We start from the raw sequence: 14,132 nt of genomic DNA, 5'->3' as shown, positions 1-14,132 counted from the left end.
CGGTCATACGAGCAATCGTCGATTCAGGCGTGCCACGACACGCACTACGAGATCATGCAACTCATTCGCGACGGCAATGTGCGCAAAGCCTGCACCGAACTGCGCAACCACATTCGAAGCACGGAGGACTCGTATATCCGTGCAAGCATCAGCGGAGAAGCGCCATGAAGCACGATCTTGTCCGTCTGCTCGGCGACATCGTCGGTAGCCAGTTCGTCTTTACGGGCTCGGCTGAAACGCGGCGCTTCCGCCAGGGATATCGCTATGGCAGCGGTCCACTATTGGCTGCTGTGCAGCCCGGCACATTGGTCCAGATGTGGCAGGCGCTAAAGGCGTGCCATGATGCGAATGTCATCGTCATTTGTCAGGCCGCCAACACCGGATTGACCGGCGGATCGACGCCGGCTGCCGATGGCTACGATCGTCCGGTCGTCGTGCTCAATACGATGCGGTTGCGCCGGCTCGACGTGATTCGCAATGGCGAACAGGTCGTTTGTCAGCCGGGCGTTACCCTGGACCAACTGGAAAGGCGTCTCGCACCGCTCAAGCGCGAGCCCCATTCTGTGATCGGATCGAGTTGCATCGGCGCGTCCGTGACGGGAGGCGTTTGCAACAACTCGGGCGGGTCTCTCATTCGCCGCGGTCCCGCGTTTACCCAGCTTTCGATACATGCCCGCGTCACAGCCGACGGCGAACTGAAGCTGGTGAACCACCTGGGAATCGATTTGGGCGATTCCGCCGAAGCCATACTTGGCCGCCTCGACGCAGGCGAACTGCCGCACGATGTTCCGCCAGCGATGGGACTTCTCGCGTCCGACCACGAATACAGCACCCACGTGCGGGATATCTCGGCATCGACTCCCGCGCGCTTTAACGCAGACCCGCGCCGCCTTTACGAAGCGTCGGGCTCGGCCGGACACCTCGCGGTTTTTGCCCTTCGGCTGGACACATTCGCGGCGGACGAGCGCACCCAGGTGTTCTACATCGGCAGCAATGATCCGGCCGAGCTCGAATCAATCCGCCGCGATATTCTGGGCGGTTTCCAGAGTTTGCCGATAGCAGGCGAGTACATGCACCGTGGCGCGTTCGATATCAGTCGCCGCTACGGGAAGGACATGTACCTTTACATTCGGGCTTTCGGCACCGACAAAGTGCCGCTAGCTTTTGCGGCGAAGAGCCGGTTCGACGCCATGACTGAGAAGATGGGCCTTGGTACGGCCATCAGTGACAGACTGCTGCAGGCAGCGAGCCGGCTTTTGCCCGAGCATCTGCCGCGGCGACTCATCGAGTACCGCGATCGCTTCGAGCATCACCTGTTATTGAAGATGGGCAATGAAGGTGTAGACGAAGCGCGTACTTATCTGAAGTCGCGCTTTCCGACGGCTCAGGGCAATTACTTCGAATGCACGCGAGAAGAAGGCGACGCGGCGTTTCTCAACCGCTTCACGATTGGTGGCGCAGTGGTCCGCTATCGGGCCGTTCATTCTCGGACCGTCGAGGACATCGTGGCGCTCGACATCGCGCTGCCGCGTAATGCAACCGACTGGTTCGAACAGTTGCCGCAGCATATTTCGAAGCACATCGAGTTCACCATGTATTGCGGCCACTTCTTCTGCCATGTGCTGCATCAGGAATATCTGGTGAAGAAGGGTGTGGACTGCGATCGCATCAAGGACGACATTCTCGCCCTACTCGCTGCGCGCGGTGCGGAGTATCCGGCCGAGCACAACGTCGGCCATCTGTATGAGGCGAAGGAGTCGCTCAAGCAGTTCTACGAGGAACTGGATCCGACTAACTCCTTCAATCCCGGTATCGGGAAAACCTCGCGGCTCTTCAACTGGGGAAGATCGCCGTATCGCTGCGGTTGCGAGGATCGGCCCGCGGTAAGTCAGCAGACGCTCTAGCGTAGCGTTACGCGAAGACCACCAGATTTTTTGCGCGCAAGGACGGTGCTGCCGACCTTGCGCCCGCCCTTGCGTGCGCAAGTCGCTTACACACCCAGGATCCTGCCGACCGTTTCGTTAAATTCGGCCGTCGCATCAGCGATCGCCTGGTCGGCCTCGTCGTCGAGGTTGTCGACGTTCTCGTCGATCACCTCCTGCAGGCTCAGGTAAGCCGCGATGATGCTGTCCAGCTGGTCGCTCGCGGCCCGGGCGTAGACGGCCTCGCCAAGCGCCTCCATGAAATCGCCGCGACTTCCTCCGATCAGGCCATCCGCGTTGTTTTCCAGGTCGTCCTTGAACTGTTCGACGTCTGCCATGCTTTTCTCCAGAAGGTCAGGTGCAGCGTTGCCGGAATGAGCGTTCGCACGCAAGGCGCGCGCCTGGTCGTACAGTCTCGCGACCGTCACGCCGGCGACGCGCGCGGACCTTGATGCGTCCTTGCATCTCGATAGCGCCCAAAAGAAAGTTTGACAAACCATCTTTAGATATATATCTTACGACACATCTTAAGACATAAATGGAGGACGCAAGATGCGTCATCACCATCGTTTTGACCGCCGTCACGGAGCGGATCACGCTTCTTTCGACGCCGGCTTCGAGCGCCCCTCGCTCCATGCGCTGTGGCACGCGTTCGCTCATCACCACGCAGTTCGCAGCGAAGACGCCGAGCGCGTCGGCAGCGCGCATCGCTTTTCGCCGTGGGCGTTCTGGCATGCAATCGGACGTCATCACGAGCATCGCGGCGGACGCGGCGGGCGCGGTCCGTTCGGCGGCAGCCCTGGCGGCTTCGGCGGCGAAGGCGATGGCTTTCCGCGCGGCCGCAAGTTCAGCTCCGACGATCTGCAACTGCTGCTGCTCTCGCTGATCGACGCGCAACCGAGTCACGGCTACGAGCTCATCAAGGCGCTGGAAACGCGTTCTAACGGCTTCTATAGCCCGAGCCCCGGCATGGTGTACCCGGCGCTCACGTACCTCGAAGAACTGGGCTACGTCACGGTGCAGCTCGAAGGCAACCGCAAGCGCTACGAACTCGCGCAAGCGGGACGCGAGTACCTCGCGGCCAACCGCGAGCGCGTCGAGTTGATGCTCGCGAAGCTGAGCCACATCGCGCGCAAGATGGACTCGGTGCGCCGCGCGTTTGCCGGTGAAGAACCGGCCGACGTGAGCGAAGGCGGCTGGCTGCCCGAGCTGAACGCCGCGCGCCGCGCGCTGAAAAATGCGCTGCTGCGCCGGGACAACGCATCGGCGGAAGAACAGCGCCGCATCGCCGCGATCCTGATGCGAGCCGCGAAGGAAATCGAAGGCGAACAGGATTCAGGCAACGGCAAGCGCGACGATGCGGCCACTGCGTGACATCGACATCGACACTTCGACCAGACAGGAGTAACAACTCAATGCCGACTCAAGAAAAACGACCCGACCTCGCCGTAGAGCGCGTGCGCCATCCGCTCAGGTTCCGTCTGCTGCAAGTGAAGAAAGTGCAGGCGCTCACGCCGCATCTGATCCGCGTGACCTTCACGGGCGAAGACCTGCACGACTTCGTGTCCGCTTCGTTCGACGATCACATCAAGGTCTTCTTCCCCGAACCGGGCGCCGACAAGCCGGTGCTGCCGCAAGCCGGCCCCGACGGCCCCGTGTTCCCCGAAGGACGTCGCCCGACGGCGCGCGATTTCACGCCGCGCCGCTTCGATCGCGACGCGCGCGAGCTCGATATCGAATTCGCGATGCACGAAGCCGGTCCCGCGGCAACGTGGGCGGCGCAGGCGAAAGCCGGCCAGTACCTGGGCATCGGCGGGCCGCGCGGCTCGCTCGTGATTCCCACCGCTTTCGACTGGCACCTGCTGATCGGCGACGACACCGCCCTGCCCGCCATCGCGCGCCGCCTCGAGGAATTGCCGGCCGGCAAGCGCGTGGCCGCGGTGATCGAAGTGGCCGATCCGTCGGCTCGCATCGAATTCAGGACCGAAGCCGAACTGCACCTCGTGTGGTGTTATCGAAGCGAACGCGAAAGCGGAAGCGGAAGCGAACACTGCGCGCGCGGCGAGGCGTTGCTGCAAGCGGTGCGCGCAACCTATCTGCCGGATGACGGCGAAGGTTATGTGTGGGCCGCGGGCGAATCCGCGACGATTCGCGCGATTCGCTATCACCTGTGCACCGAACGCGGCGTCGACAAGTCGCGGATTCGCGCGGCGAGCTACTGGAAACAGGGCGCCGTGGCCGTGCATGAAACCATCGACGACTAGGCCATCGGCGACTAAAAGACGACCAGGAGACGATCCCGGCACCACGTGCCGGCAAAGACCCGTGCTTTTCTCGACTTCGCGATCGAACGAAAACTGCACTAGAAACAGGTCGCCACTCAACTCACAACGGCGCCTCAATCATCGAATAAGCGCGCCGATCTTCTCTCCCTATTGCTCTGCCGGCATCTGTTGATCGTAGGCTTTTTGCGCCTGATCGATCTCATGCAAATGCTTGATCGACCATTCATAGACCGCTCCGAACGGAACCTGCAGGGTACGCCCGAGTTCTGTGATCGAGTATTCCACCGCGACCGGCGAAGTATTGAGCACATTCCGCGCGACGAGGCCATTGCGTTCGAGACGCCTCAACGCCTGCGTAAGCGCCTTATGCGTGATTCCTTCCAGCCTGCGCTTGATCTCGTTGAAGCGAGTTGGCTTCCTGGTCAGCAGCGTGAGAATCATCACTGACCACTTGTTCGCCACCTGATCGAAAAACGAGCGTGCGGCGCAATCCGCAAAGAAAACCTCGTCAACCTCGCAAGTCATGTCGGTATCTTCCTGTATATCTGCGCACCTGAAGGTGCGTAATTGACCGTAGATATCCAATGTATAACATGGAGTCCGGTCAATTGCTTGGAGCTCGGCGTCACACAGCCCAGCGAGCCAGGCGTTTGATGTACTCGTGATAAATAAGGATAGCGAATGAAAATGATGGAACACGAACTGTCTCGACGCGACATGCTGAAGGTCGCCGGTGCGGCAGCGATTGCGACCACTCTCGGGAACCATGAAGCCTTTGCTGCAACGAAATCGCCGGCCACACTGTTCGCGACCGAGGTAGGTACGGGAAAGAACGTCATGTTTCTCCACGGCTGGACTTGCGATTCGCATGACTGGAGCTGGCAACTGCCGCTCTTCGAAAGCAGGTATCGCGTCGTCGCTGTCGATCTGCGCGGGCATGGCAGATCGGAGCTGATGCCGCCCGGCGCTTATACGCCCGCCGACTACGTCGCGGACATCGAGGCATTTATCGCAACAAGGTATCCCGGACAGAAGTTCATTCTCGTCGGGCATTCGATGGGTGGCCAGATCGCAGCCCGACTTGCCGCGAAGCGCCCGGATCTGGTCAGCGCGGTGGTGTCCGTCGATGGCGCGCTCGGTTTTTCCGGCGCCGCCGCCGAACTTTTTGCGAAAACTACGCATGATTTGAATGCGGGCGATCCTGGCATCGTGGTGCCGGCCTTGTTCCAGCTTGTCTATGACCGCATCACTGAGCCGGCATTCAAGTGTTGGCACGCGAGGCGCGTCCAGGGCATGCCAGTGCATGTCGTGCGCGAGTCGTTCGGTCCGCTGTTCTTCGGCAACGATCAGGTCGGCATTGGAGAAGCGAGCGCAACGTTGTGCAAGAGCCTTACCGTTCCCTTCTATCAGATGTGCCGCGACCCCGAGCAGGCGAACCGCATGCGCTCCTGGTTCTCGCATTCGAAATCGAAGGTGGATGTATGGACCAGCACAGGCCATTGGATCATGCAGGATCGCGCGGACGACGTGAACACCGCGATTACCGCATGGATCGACGCCCTATAGCCAACGGTGTTTGCCAACTCGAATCCGGAGAACCCGATGCCCGATCTCGACATTCTGCTCACCCCTTATCGACTCAATGCCCTCACCGTGCCTAACCGGGTAGTCATGGCTCCGATGACACGGTCTTTCTCCCCAGGCGGCATACCGGGCGCCGACGTCGCCGCGTACTACCGGCGACGTGCGGCGCACGGCGTCGGTCTCGTCATCACCGAAGGAACCGGTGTTGGTCGCGCGGCCGCGCTCGACGATCCGGACGTCCCGCGCTTTCATGGCGAGGCGGCGCTGGCCGGCTGGAAGAAAGTAGTCGACGCGGTCCACGCGGCTGGAGGACGCATTGCGCCGCAACTGTGGCACGTGGGACATAAGCCTTCGAATGGAGCGGGCGAGCGGGCGTTGGCTCATCGCTACGAGAGCCCGTCGGGTCTCTCCATAACCGGCGAACGCGTGGCTCAGCCGATGAGCGAGTCAGACGTCGCGGACACAATCGACGCATACGCGCGAGCCGCAGCGGATGCAGAGCGGCTCGGCTTCGACGGCGTCGAACTGCACGGCGGGCATGGCTACCTGATCAATCAGTTTTTCTCGGAGGATCTCAACCAGCGCGGCGACCGATATGGCGGAGCGACGCTCGTCGAACGCTCACGCTTCGCTGTGGAAGTGCTGAAGGCGATCAGGGCGGTGGTGACACCGGGGTTTCCAGTGATTCTTCGCCTCTCGCAATGGAAGCCGAAGGACTTCCGCGCACGGCTCGCGGGGACGCCAGCAGTGCTCGAAGAGTGGCTTGGCCTGCTTGTGGATGCCGGTGCGGATGCTTTCCACCTCTCCCAGCCGGCCTACTGGCAGCCCGCGTTTCCCGAAGCCGACGCAAACCTGAACCTGGCCGGCTGGGCGAAAAAAGTCACGGGCGTCACAACCATTACAGTGGGATCGGTGGGACTTGGAAGCGACGTCTACGACTCGTTTGCGGGCAAGGACGCGCAATCCGCTCCGCTGGACGACCTGTTAGCGCGACTGGAACGAGGAGAGTTCGATCTGGTAGCGGTCGGACGCGCGTTGCTGCAGGACGCGGCATGGCTCGAGAAGATCCGGCAAGGGCGCATCGACGAGATTGGGAACTTCACCCCGGACGCTTTCTCGACCTTGGCCTAGGAAACCGCTGATGGCACCGGCCTGCAACCCTACGCGATCGGGCGGAGTTGCAGAGGGTCGGTCATCTGACCGATGCCGCCGGAACGAGCAAGATGCGATGCTTACCACCGATCCTAACCAGACGGAGCATCCATGTCATTTCGTTTCCAAGTTGTCGTTTCACTAATCGCGCTGGCGTTCGCCAACGCATCGTTCGCACAGACTTCCGCTGACAAGCCTGAACGGATCAGGGGCACCATTCAGTCGTACTCCGGCGGCGTGCTCCAGGTGCACCGGCGTAGCGGCGAAACGGTCGGCATTGCAGTAGTCGATGCAAGCGGACTGAATGCGGTGAAAGCCATACAGCTTTCCGATATCAAACCCGGCGCCTATGTCGGAGCCGCTGCGATGCCCGGCGCGGACGGCAAGCTGGAAGCGAAGGAGGTTCTGGTATTTCCCGAAGCCGCACGCGGGATGGCAGAGGGCCATTTTGCATGGGACCTCGGCGCTGGCAGCTCGATGACGAACGCCAACGTCGACACCATCGTGCAAGGTACAAGCGGCCGTGACCTGAAGCTCTCGTACAAGGGTGGCACCAACACGGTCACCGTGCCTGCGAACGCGCCGGTAGTGACGCTCATTCCCGCGACGCGCGACGAACTGACTGCGGGCAAGCGGGTGTTCGTGGTGGCAACGCACGGCAAGAGCGGTGCGTACAACGCTGTGCAGATCATCGTCGAAAAGGATGGCGCGGCTCCGCCGATGTAAGGCGGTTCGAGCCGCGGTTCGAGCCGCGGTTCGCCGGCGGATTGCGGCGGTCAATCAGCGGCTCGCGCATCGCCGGTCGACGGGTGCGATCGTGACAATCAGGAGAAGTTGCTATGAATGAACGCCAGATGAGTGGCATAGCCGCTCGCGACGAATGGTGGCTCATGCGCTATTACTTCGTTCGGACTGCGTTTTCCGCGCTGTGGGTCGCGCTCGCTTTTTCGGTCGGGCAGCGTTCTCCGGAGGCGACGGCAGTGCTGCTGTTCGTCTATCCCGCGTGGGATGCGCTTGCCAACTACTTCGATATGTCGCGCAGCGGCGGAATGACCGCGGGCCGCACTCAGGCAATCAACGCCGTCATCAGCGTGGCCGCGGCGGTCGCGGTCATCGTGGCCTTGAATGCGCGCATGCACTGGGTGCTCGGCGTCTTCGGGGTGTGGGCGATACTGTCCGGGCTCCTGCAACTCGGCACCGCTATGCGGCGCTGGAATCGCTTTGCCGCGCAATGGGCGATGGCTCTCAGCGGTGCGCAGTCGGCGCTGGCAGGCGCGTACTTCATCGTGCAGGCTCGCGCGCCCACGCCGCCGGCAATCTCGCGGGTGGCGGCGTATGCCGCGGTGGGCGCGATCTATTTTCTGGTGTCGGCGTTATGGCTGTACGTGCGTCGACTGCGCCGCGAGACCGCGTGACTGGGTCATCGATCTCCGCATGCTGCCACCGGCTTCGCGTGATCGACGCGACGGGTCCCGCCGGTTCAGACGCCGCGCGACATGCGCCGGCGTCAGGCCACCTCCGCGATCATCGCCCTGACTTCCCGAGCCGCCTCGCGGCGCAGTGCGCCGAGGTCGACATCCGGCAGCACGTCGTTTCGCACGATGCATTGACCCGCGCAGAACAGCGCGGCGAGTTCGGGGCGCCCGCCCGAAACCACCGGCCCTATCGCCACGTCATGCAGGCCGAAGTAGCGCGGATCGTCGAGCCGGTAGACGGCGATATCCGCTTGCGCGCCCACCTCGATCCTGCCGACGCCTTTGAGCCCGAGCACGCGCGCGCCGCCCGCCGTGCCCCAGTGCACGACCTCTTCCACCGACGCCGCATCCGCTCCGCCTTCGAAGCGCCCTCCCCGATATTCGGGCTGCGCCGCCATGCCGCGCCGGGCCCGTTGCGCAAGCCACGCCATGTGGACTTCGGAGATCATGTCGGCGGCTTCGTTGGAGGCCGCGCCATCCACGCCGATCGAAACCGGCACGCCCGCATCCGCCAGTTCACGCACCGGCGCAATCCCGCTGCCTAGCCGTCCGTTCGATTGCGGACAATGCGCAATGCCGGTTCCGGTCGCGGCGAGCAGATCGATCTCGCTGGCATCGAGCTTGACCAGATGCGCATACCACACGTCTTCGCCGAGCCAGCCGTGCTCGCGGCAAAATTCGACCGGCGTGAGCCGGTGCATCGCCTGCGCGCTGTCCTGATAGTTGACGGTCTCCGAGAGATGGCTGTGCAGACGCAATCCGAGCCTGCGCGCCTCGCCCGCAATCGAGCGCATCTCGGCGGGAGAGATGGAAAACAACACTGTGGTCGGCGCGGCGACCACGCGGCGCATGGAATGCGGCGAGGCGTCGTGAAAACTGGAGGCGAGACGTTGGAGATCGCTCATGAAGGCATCGATCGATTCGGGACGCATCGCGGTGGGCAGCCCGGCTTCGAGCTGACGCGTGCGCGTCGCGCCGCCGCGCAGCAGCACGAAGCGCACGCCGAGCTTCTGCGCTTCCTCGAACAGAATGGCCGAGCTGTCGAACGGCATGTCCGGGTAGTACACGTAGTTGTGGTCCGCGATGGTCGTGCAGCCCGAGCGGACCAACTCAATCATGCCGATGCGCGCAGCGAGCCGGAAGCGCTTTTCGTCGAAGCGGGCGCGATAGCGGTATGGCGTAGCCGCGAGCCACGGCGTGAGCGATGCGTTGATGCCCGCCGGGTCGCCCTTCAGCAGCGCCTGAAACAGATGATGATGAGTGTTGACCCACGCGGGATAGACGACGCAGTCGGTGGCGTCGACGATCGCTTCGCCGGGCATAGCGGCAAGCGCGCCGACGGCCTGAATGCGCGTGCCTTCGATACGGATATCCGGGCCGGCCGCGCGCGCCGGTTCGTTTGCGCCGCCGCCCGTCATGATGGCCGCCGCGTTTCGAATCAGAGTAGTCGTCATGCGGTGTCGTTCCTCATAGTTCGCTTTCATGCCAGCCGCGCAAGCCCAGGCGCGAAACCCAGACGGTGATGCCGAACAGCACTACGCCCGTGACGGTAATCAGCATCAGCGCGGCAAAGAGGCGCGGAATGTTCAACTGGAAGCCTGCCTGCAAGATCTGATACGCGAGCCCGGAGCCGGTGCCGCCCGTGCCCGCGACGAATTCCGCCACCACCGCGCCGATCAGCGACAAGCCGCTCGAAATGCGCAGTCCGCCGAAAAAATACGGCAGCGCGCTCGGAACGCGCAGGCGCGTGAGCGTCTGCCAGCGCGTCGCGCGATTGATACGGAACAGGTTGACGAGCCCCGGATTGACGCTGCGCAAACCCAGCGCCGTGTTCGAGATGATCGGAAACAGCGCGACCAGCGTCGCGCAGATCACCAGCGCGAAGGTCGTGTCCTTCACCCAGATAATGATGAGCGGTGCGATGGCGACGATGGGCGTCACCTGCAGCAGGATCGCATACGGAAAAAAGCTCGCCTCGATCAGCGGACTCTGCGCGAACACGAGTGCGATCGCCACGCCAAGCACAGTTGCGAGTGCAAAGGCCAGCAGCGTGATCCTGAGCGTGGCAAACAGCGCGGCGAACAGCATCGGTGCATCGACAACAAGTTGCCGCGCAATGTCATGCGGCGCGGGCACCAGATACACGGGCACGTCGAAGACGGCGCACGCCGCCTCCCACATCGACAGCATCAGCACGCCGACCACCCACGGCGCGAGCGCCTTCATCGCGCCGGGACGCTGCAACAAGGGCCTGCGCGGGTTGACGGCTTTCCGCTCGTTCGCGGCAGCCCGGTTGACAATGGTTTCGCTCGTCATCGTTACGCTCCTTGCAGTTGATGCGCGTCGGAGATCAGATCCGATAGCGTCTTGCAGTGCGCCAGAAACGGCGCGGACACGCGATACGCTTCGTCGCGTGCCTCCTTGCCGTCAATGGGCACGTCGGCGATCACGCGCCCTGGGCGCGCCTGCATCACCACCACGCGGCTCGACAGATACACCGCTTCGTAAATGCTGTGCGTGACGAACACCACCGTCATGCCGCGCGACTGCCAGAGCTTGCGCAGATCGGCATCGAGCTTGTTGCGCGTGAATTCGTCGAGTGCGCCAAACGGTTCGTCGAGGAGCAACAGGTCGGGCTCGGTGACAAGCGCACGCGCCAGCGACGCGCGCATCTGCATGCCGCCCGACAACTCGCGCGGACGCGCATCGCCGAAGCCCGCCAGGCCCACGTTGGCGAGCGCATCGGCCACGCGTGCGTCGGCTTCCTTGCGCGGCACGTGTGACAGATCGAGCGGCAACCGGACGTTCGCGGCAATGCTGGCCCACGGCATCAGCGTGGCTTCCTGGAACACCATCGACATGCGGCGCCCCTTCGTGCGCACCGTGCCGGTCATGGCGAGCGGCTGGCCCCACCAGCGCATGTGGCCGCGCGTGGGGCTCTCGATGCCCGCGAACATCTTGAGCAGCGTGCTCTTGCCGCAGCCCGACGGACCGAGCAGCGAGACGAACTCGCCCGCGCCGATATCGAGCCGCACGTCGGTAAGCGCGGTGGTGCCGTTCGCATAGATCTTGTCGACGCGCTGCACCGAGAGCGCCGGATTGTGCTGTTCGTTCATGGCTCACGCCTCCGCATCGATACGAAACACTTCCTTCTCGCCGTGATCTTCCAGCAGCTTGAGCAGCATGCGGCGCATCAGCAGGCCGGGCTGGTCGGAGACCATGTGGCATTCCTGCTGACGGCTCACGTCGATGCAGGCGTCGTAATCGGTGGCTTCGAGAATCTCGCGGTCTTCGTCGGTGATCGGGCGGTCCCAGTCGATCAGCGCCTGTGTCGAGCATTGCTCTTCGGTGTCGTTGCGATAGAGCCATTGCACGAGCATCATCGTTTTATCGTCGATGGGCGTCGCGCAGTTATAGATGATGTGGTGAATCCCACTCGCCGGATACATGCAGCCGAAGCGCCGCGCGAAGGGCATGAACCAGCGGTTCACGAGATGCCGCTCGGTGATGTCGTCGGTCGTGCCGGTAATGCGAAAGCTCGCCTGCGGATTGCGGATAGGCACGCGGGTCTCGGCTTCGAAGCCCCATTCGCCTGGACGGAATTCGTACTTCGACGGCCTCGGCTGATCGAACAGGCCGAAATTCGACTTATGCACGAAGCTGAAGTGCGCGTTGTCGAACGAGTTCTCCATCATGCGCAAGGGGCTCGTGTTCCACTGCTCGTAGAACTGGAGAATGCGGCGATAGCCGGGTGCGGTCTCTTCCGGAAACTCGGGAATGGGCTGCAGCGGCTCGTCAAGCGCGACCCACGCATAACCGTAGCGTTCCTCGCAGCGGTACGACTGCACGACGGCACGCGAGGGAATCTCGCCCGCGCCGTTCTGCGGAATCTTCACGCACTGGCCGGTGCAGTCATAGGTCCAGCCGTGATAGCCACAGGCGATGTTGCCGTCTGAATCCACGAAGCCCTTGGAGAGCTTCGCCGTGCGATGGCAGCAGCGGTCGCGCAATGCGTGCGGCTTGCCGCCCGCTCCTTTCCACAGCACGATGTTTTCGCCGAGCAGCGTGAACGGCTTGGGGCCATCGTCGAGATGGGACATGGGAACCACTGCGTACCAGAAGCGGCGCAGCACTTTTTGACGGGTGACCAGCATAATGTTGTTCCTCGGTTTGGTGGGCGCTTTGCCGGATGCGCTTAAGACATCACCTTTAAGGCATCACCTTCGCGTTCTGCACATACTTCAGCGTGTAGGCGCTTTTATAGTCCGTGCCCGGCTTGAGCAGCTTCGCTGACACCATGTAGTCATAGGTCTTCTTCCAGCGCGCATCGGTCATCGCGCCGATGCCGAGCGTGGCCGCATCGCCGCCGGTCACGAGCTTGAGCGTCTTCAGTTGCGCGACGCCGAACGCGAGTTGCGCATCGGTCATCTCCGGGTTGTCCTTTCTGATGAGTTCGTTGCCCGGCGCAGGATTGGACAGATAGCTCTTCCACCCTTCCATCGAGGCCTTCACGAAACGCGCGACCACGTCCGGCTTCGCGTCGATGCTCTTCTTCATGCCGACGATGGTCGTGTTGTAGGGCGGATAGCCGTCGTCGGCGAACAGGAAAAAGTGCGTCTTGACGTTGGCGCGTTCCGCCTGAAACGGCTCGGAAGACGGATAAGCCTGCATCGCGACGTTCCTGTCGACAAAGAACGGTTGCAGGTTGAAGGTGTAAGGACGCGTCTGGCCGTCGGTGTAGCCGTACTTTTCCTTGAGCCACGGCCACCACGAGGTGCGGCCCGAACCGGCGACCAGGATCGTCTTGCCTTTGAGGTCGCTGAGGCCTTTCACGTCGTCGTGTGTGAGCATGCCTTGCGGGTCGAACTGGAACGAAGCGGCGACGGTCTCGACAGGAATGCCTGCCTCGATCGAGGACAGCACCTGAAAGTCATAGCCGAGGATGAAATCCGCCTGCCCGCCCACCAGCAGTTGCATGCCGTTGACCTGCGGGCCGCCCATCCTGATGGTGACGTCGAGTCCGGCTCTCTTGTAGAGGCCGGTGGCGACAGCCTGATAGAAGCCGCCGTGCTCGGCCTGCGCGTACCAGCTTGTGAGGACGGTGATGTGGTCGTCGGCGTGAGCGGCAAGCGCGGCGAGACCGAGAACAGCGGTGCAAAACAGGCGACGAATGAAACGCATGAATGGCTCCCGAATGAGGACATTGGAAGACCATGAGGACGTTCGAAAGTCAGGGGCGATACTGCGTGTCCTGTCGTTGAAATCGGGCGATTTCATTCGAACGCCGACACAGTCGACGTGAGTGCGCGATGCACCCCAGGAGCAATGCCCCACGCCGAAGCGAACCGTTCGCCCGGCGCTAGCCGCTTATACTCCGCACGACGGTTATGCGAGAAGCGTGCCAGACGATCGAGGCCGTGAAATGTGGGCTTACGCCTGGCCGAATGCATGGCCGCATGCGTCGTCACGGGGCATTCGCGCCCCGCGATCGCGCACGACAGCACCGTGAGCGTGGATTTAATCGGGACTCACGCAAAACATTAATAGGCGCTTAGACGAATCACACCTCTTCTCCATATAAGGCATGATTGTCGAAAACGCGTGCAACACTGAATCAAAAGATCCGGCAATATGACCCTTCACTCCCGGAGTTCGAGATTGAATCCATATTTCTATCGCTTTTGTACTGAACCGTACCCGAATGAGCAACGATT

At 62.4% G+C, this 14,132-nt stretch carries 14 protein-coding genes; 7 read left to right on the top strand and 7 right to left on the bottom strand.

The features are described from left to right. Positions 1-164 precede the first annotated feature (164 nt). The gene (gene dld, locus BGRAMDRAFT_RS00970) at positions 165-1,904 is read left to right on the top strand and encodes a D-lactate dehydrogenase (protein ID WP_006046745.1); all 1,740 of its coding nucleotides are present in this window, start codon (positions 165-167) and stop codon (positions 1,902-1,904) included. Between the two features lie 86 nt (positions 1,905-1,990). On the opposite strand, the gene BGRAMDRAFT_RS00965 is transcribed toward dld, so the two are convergent. Next, on the bottom strand, positions 1,991-2,260 hold the full coding sequence (locus BGRAMDRAFT_RS00965) for a hypothetical protein (RefSeq protein WP_006046744.1): 270 nt from the start codon (positions 2,258-2,260) through the stop codon (positions 1,991-1,993). Positions 2,261-2,474: 214 nt separating this feature from the next. Between BGRAMDRAFT_RS00965 and BGRAMDRAFT_RS00960 the strand changes: the two genes are divergently transcribed. Together BGRAMDRAFT_RS00960 and BGRAMDRAFT_RS00955 are read left to right on the top strand one after the other, a co-directional pair. Next, positions 2,475-3,296, top strand: a complete 822-nt coding sequence (locus tag BGRAMDRAFT_RS00960; protein ID WP_006046743.1) for a PadR family transcriptional regulator — start codon at positions 2,475-2,477, stop codon at positions 3,294-3,296. Between the two features lie 41 nt (positions 3,297-3,337). Beyond that, on the top strand, positions 3,338-4,186 hold the full coding sequence (locus BGRAMDRAFT_RS00955) for a siderophore-interacting protein (protein ID WP_006046742.1): 849 nt from the start codon (positions 3,338-3,340) through the stop codon (positions 4,184-4,186). A 168-nt stretch (positions 4,187-4,354) separates the two neighbouring features. On the opposite strand, the gene BGRAMDRAFT_RS00950 is transcribed toward BGRAMDRAFT_RS00955, so the two are convergent. Beyond that, positions 4,355-4,792: a winged helix-turn-helix transcriptional regulator gene (locus BGRAMDRAFT_RS00950; RefSeq protein ID WP_232292199.1), complete on the bottom strand. Its 438-nt coding sequence runs from the start codon at positions 4,790-4,792 to the stop codon at positions 4,355-4,357. Positions 4,793-4,888: 96 nt separating this feature from the next. On the opposite strand from BGRAMDRAFT_RS00950, the gene BGRAMDRAFT_RS00945 reads away from it, so the two are divergent. From BGRAMDRAFT_RS00945 to BGRAMDRAFT_RS00930, 4 genes are all read left to right on the top strand, one after another. Then, positions 4,889-5,773, top strand: coding sequence for an alpha/beta fold hydrolase (locus BGRAMDRAFT_RS00945; protein ID WP_006046740.1), 885 nt, complete (start codon positions 4,889-4,891; stop codon positions 5,771-5,773). A 36-nt stretch (positions 5,774-5,809) separates the two neighbouring features. Next, positions 5,810-6,922 (top strand): NADH:flavin oxidoreductase, encoded by a 1,113-nt coding sequence (locus BGRAMDRAFT_RS00940; RefSeq protein ID WP_006046739.1) that lies wholly within the window; start codon positions 5,810-5,812, stop codon positions 6,920-6,922. Between the two features lie 132 nt (positions 6,923-7,054). Next, the gene (locus BGRAMDRAFT_RS00935) at positions 7,055-7,669 is read left to right on the top strand and encodes a hypothetical protein (protein WP_006046738.1); all 615 of its coding nucleotides are present in this window, start codon (positions 7,055-7,057) and stop codon (positions 7,667-7,669) included. A 113-nt stretch (positions 7,670-7,782) separates the two neighbouring features. Beyond that, complete coding sequence (locus BGRAMDRAFT_RS00930) at positions 7,783-8,358, top strand: DUF308 domain-containing protein (protein ID WP_006046737.1); 576 nt, start codon at positions 7,783-7,785, stop codon at positions 8,356-8,358. 92 nt (positions 8,359-8,450) lie between these two features. Here BGRAMDRAFT_RS00930 and BGRAMDRAFT_RS00925 read toward each other — a convergent pair whose 3' ends face one another. The 5 genes from BGRAMDRAFT_RS00925 to BGRAMDRAFT_RS00905 are packed head-to-tail and all read right to left on the bottom strand — an operon-like array spanning position 8,451 to position 13,599. Then, positions 8,451-9,872 carry an amidohydrolase family protein gene (locus BGRAMDRAFT_RS00925; protein ID WP_006046736.1) on the bottom strand — a complete coding sequence of 474 codons (1,422 nt, stop codon included), beginning with the start codon at positions 9,870-9,872 and terminating at the stop codon, positions 8,451-8,453. A 13-nt stretch (positions 9,873-9,885) separates the two neighbouring features. Continuing rightward, complete coding sequence (locus BGRAMDRAFT_RS00920) at positions 9,886-10,734, bottom strand: ABC transporter permease (RefSeq protein ID WP_006046735.1); 849 nt, start codon at positions 10,732-10,734, stop codon at positions 9,886-9,888. 2 nt (positions 10,735-10,736) lie between these two features. Beyond that, complete coding sequence (locus BGRAMDRAFT_RS00915; protein ID WP_006046734.1) at positions 10,737-11,534, bottom strand: ABC transporter ATP-binding protein; 798 nt, start codon at positions 11,532-11,534, stop codon at positions 10,737-10,739. 3 nt (positions 11,535-11,537) lie between these two features. Then, entirely contained in the window at positions 11,538-12,572 is a 1,035-nt protein-coding gene (locus tag BGRAMDRAFT_RS00910) for an aromatic ring-hydroxylating dioxygenase subunit alpha (RefSeq protein WP_006046733.1), read from the bottom strand. Between the two features lie 55 nt (positions 12,573-12,627). Further along, positions 12,628-13,599 (bottom strand): ABC transporter substrate-binding protein, encoded by a 972-nt coding sequence (locus BGRAMDRAFT_RS00905; protein WP_006046732.1) that lies wholly within the window; start codon positions 13,597-13,599, stop codon positions 12,628-12,630. Positions 13,600-14,132: the final 533 nt, after the last annotated feature.

Source organism: Paraburkholderia graminis C4D1M, from assembly GCF_000172415.1.
Classification (GTDB): Bacteria; Pseudomonadota; Gammaproteobacteria; order Burkholderiales; family Burkholderiaceae; genus Paraburkholderia; species Paraburkholderia graminis.
This window is presented reverse-complemented; position numbering and strand designations above follow the sequence as displayed.

Bases quoted from the DNA above. Each gene is read 5' to 3' on its own strand.
- dld (WP_006046745.1), top strand. From the start codon at position 165: ATGAAGCACGATCTTGTCCGTCTGCTCGGCGACATCGTCGGTAGCCAG.
- BGRAMDRAFT_RS00965 (WP_006046744.1), bottom strand. From the start codon at position 2,260: ATGGCAGACGTCGAACAGTTCAAGGACGACCTGGAAAACAACGCGGAT.
- BGRAMDRAFT_RS00960 (WP_006046743.1), top strand. From the start codon at position 2,475: ATGCGTCATCACCATCGTTTTGACCGCCGTCACGGAGCGGATCACGCT.
- BGRAMDRAFT_RS00955 (WP_006046742.1), top strand. From the start codon at position 3,338: ATGCCGACTCAAGAAAAACGACCCGACCTCGCCGTAGAGCGCGTGCGC.
- BGRAMDRAFT_RS00945 (WP_006046740.1), top strand. From the start codon at position 4,889: ATGAAAATGATGGAACACGAACTGTCTCGACGCGACATGCTGAAGGTC.
- BGRAMDRAFT_RS00940 (WP_006046739.1), top strand. From the start codon at position 5,810: ATGCCCGATCTCGACATTCTGCTCACCCCTTATCGACTCAATGCCCTC.
- BGRAMDRAFT_RS00935 (WP_006046738.1), top strand. From the start codon at position 7,055: ATGTCATTTCGTTTCCAAGTTGTCGTTTCACTAATCGCGCTGGCGTTC.
- BGRAMDRAFT_RS00930 (WP_006046737.1), top strand. From the start codon at position 7,783: ATGAATGAACGCCAGATGAGTGGCATAGCCGCTCGCGACGAATGGTGG.
- BGRAMDRAFT_RS00925 (WP_006046736.1), bottom strand. From the start codon at position 9,872: ATGACGACTACTCTGATTCGAAACGCGGCGGCCATCATGACGGGCGGC.
- BGRAMDRAFT_RS00920 (WP_006046735.1), bottom strand. From the start codon at position 10,734: ATGACGAGCGAAACCATTGTCAACCGGGCTGCCGCGAACGAGCGGAAA.
- BGRAMDRAFT_RS00915 (WP_006046734.1), bottom strand. From the start codon at position 11,534: ATGAACGAACAGCACAATCCGGCGCTCTCGGTGCAGCGCGTCGACAAG.
- BGRAMDRAFT_RS00910 (WP_006046733.1), bottom strand. From the start codon at position 12,572: ATGCTGGTCACCCGTCAAAAAGTGCTGCGCCGCTTCTGGTACGCAGTG.
- BGRAMDRAFT_RS00905 (WP_006046732.1), bottom strand. From the start codon at position 13,599: ATGCGTTTCATTCGTCGCCTGTTTTGCACCGCTGTTCTCGGTCTCGCC.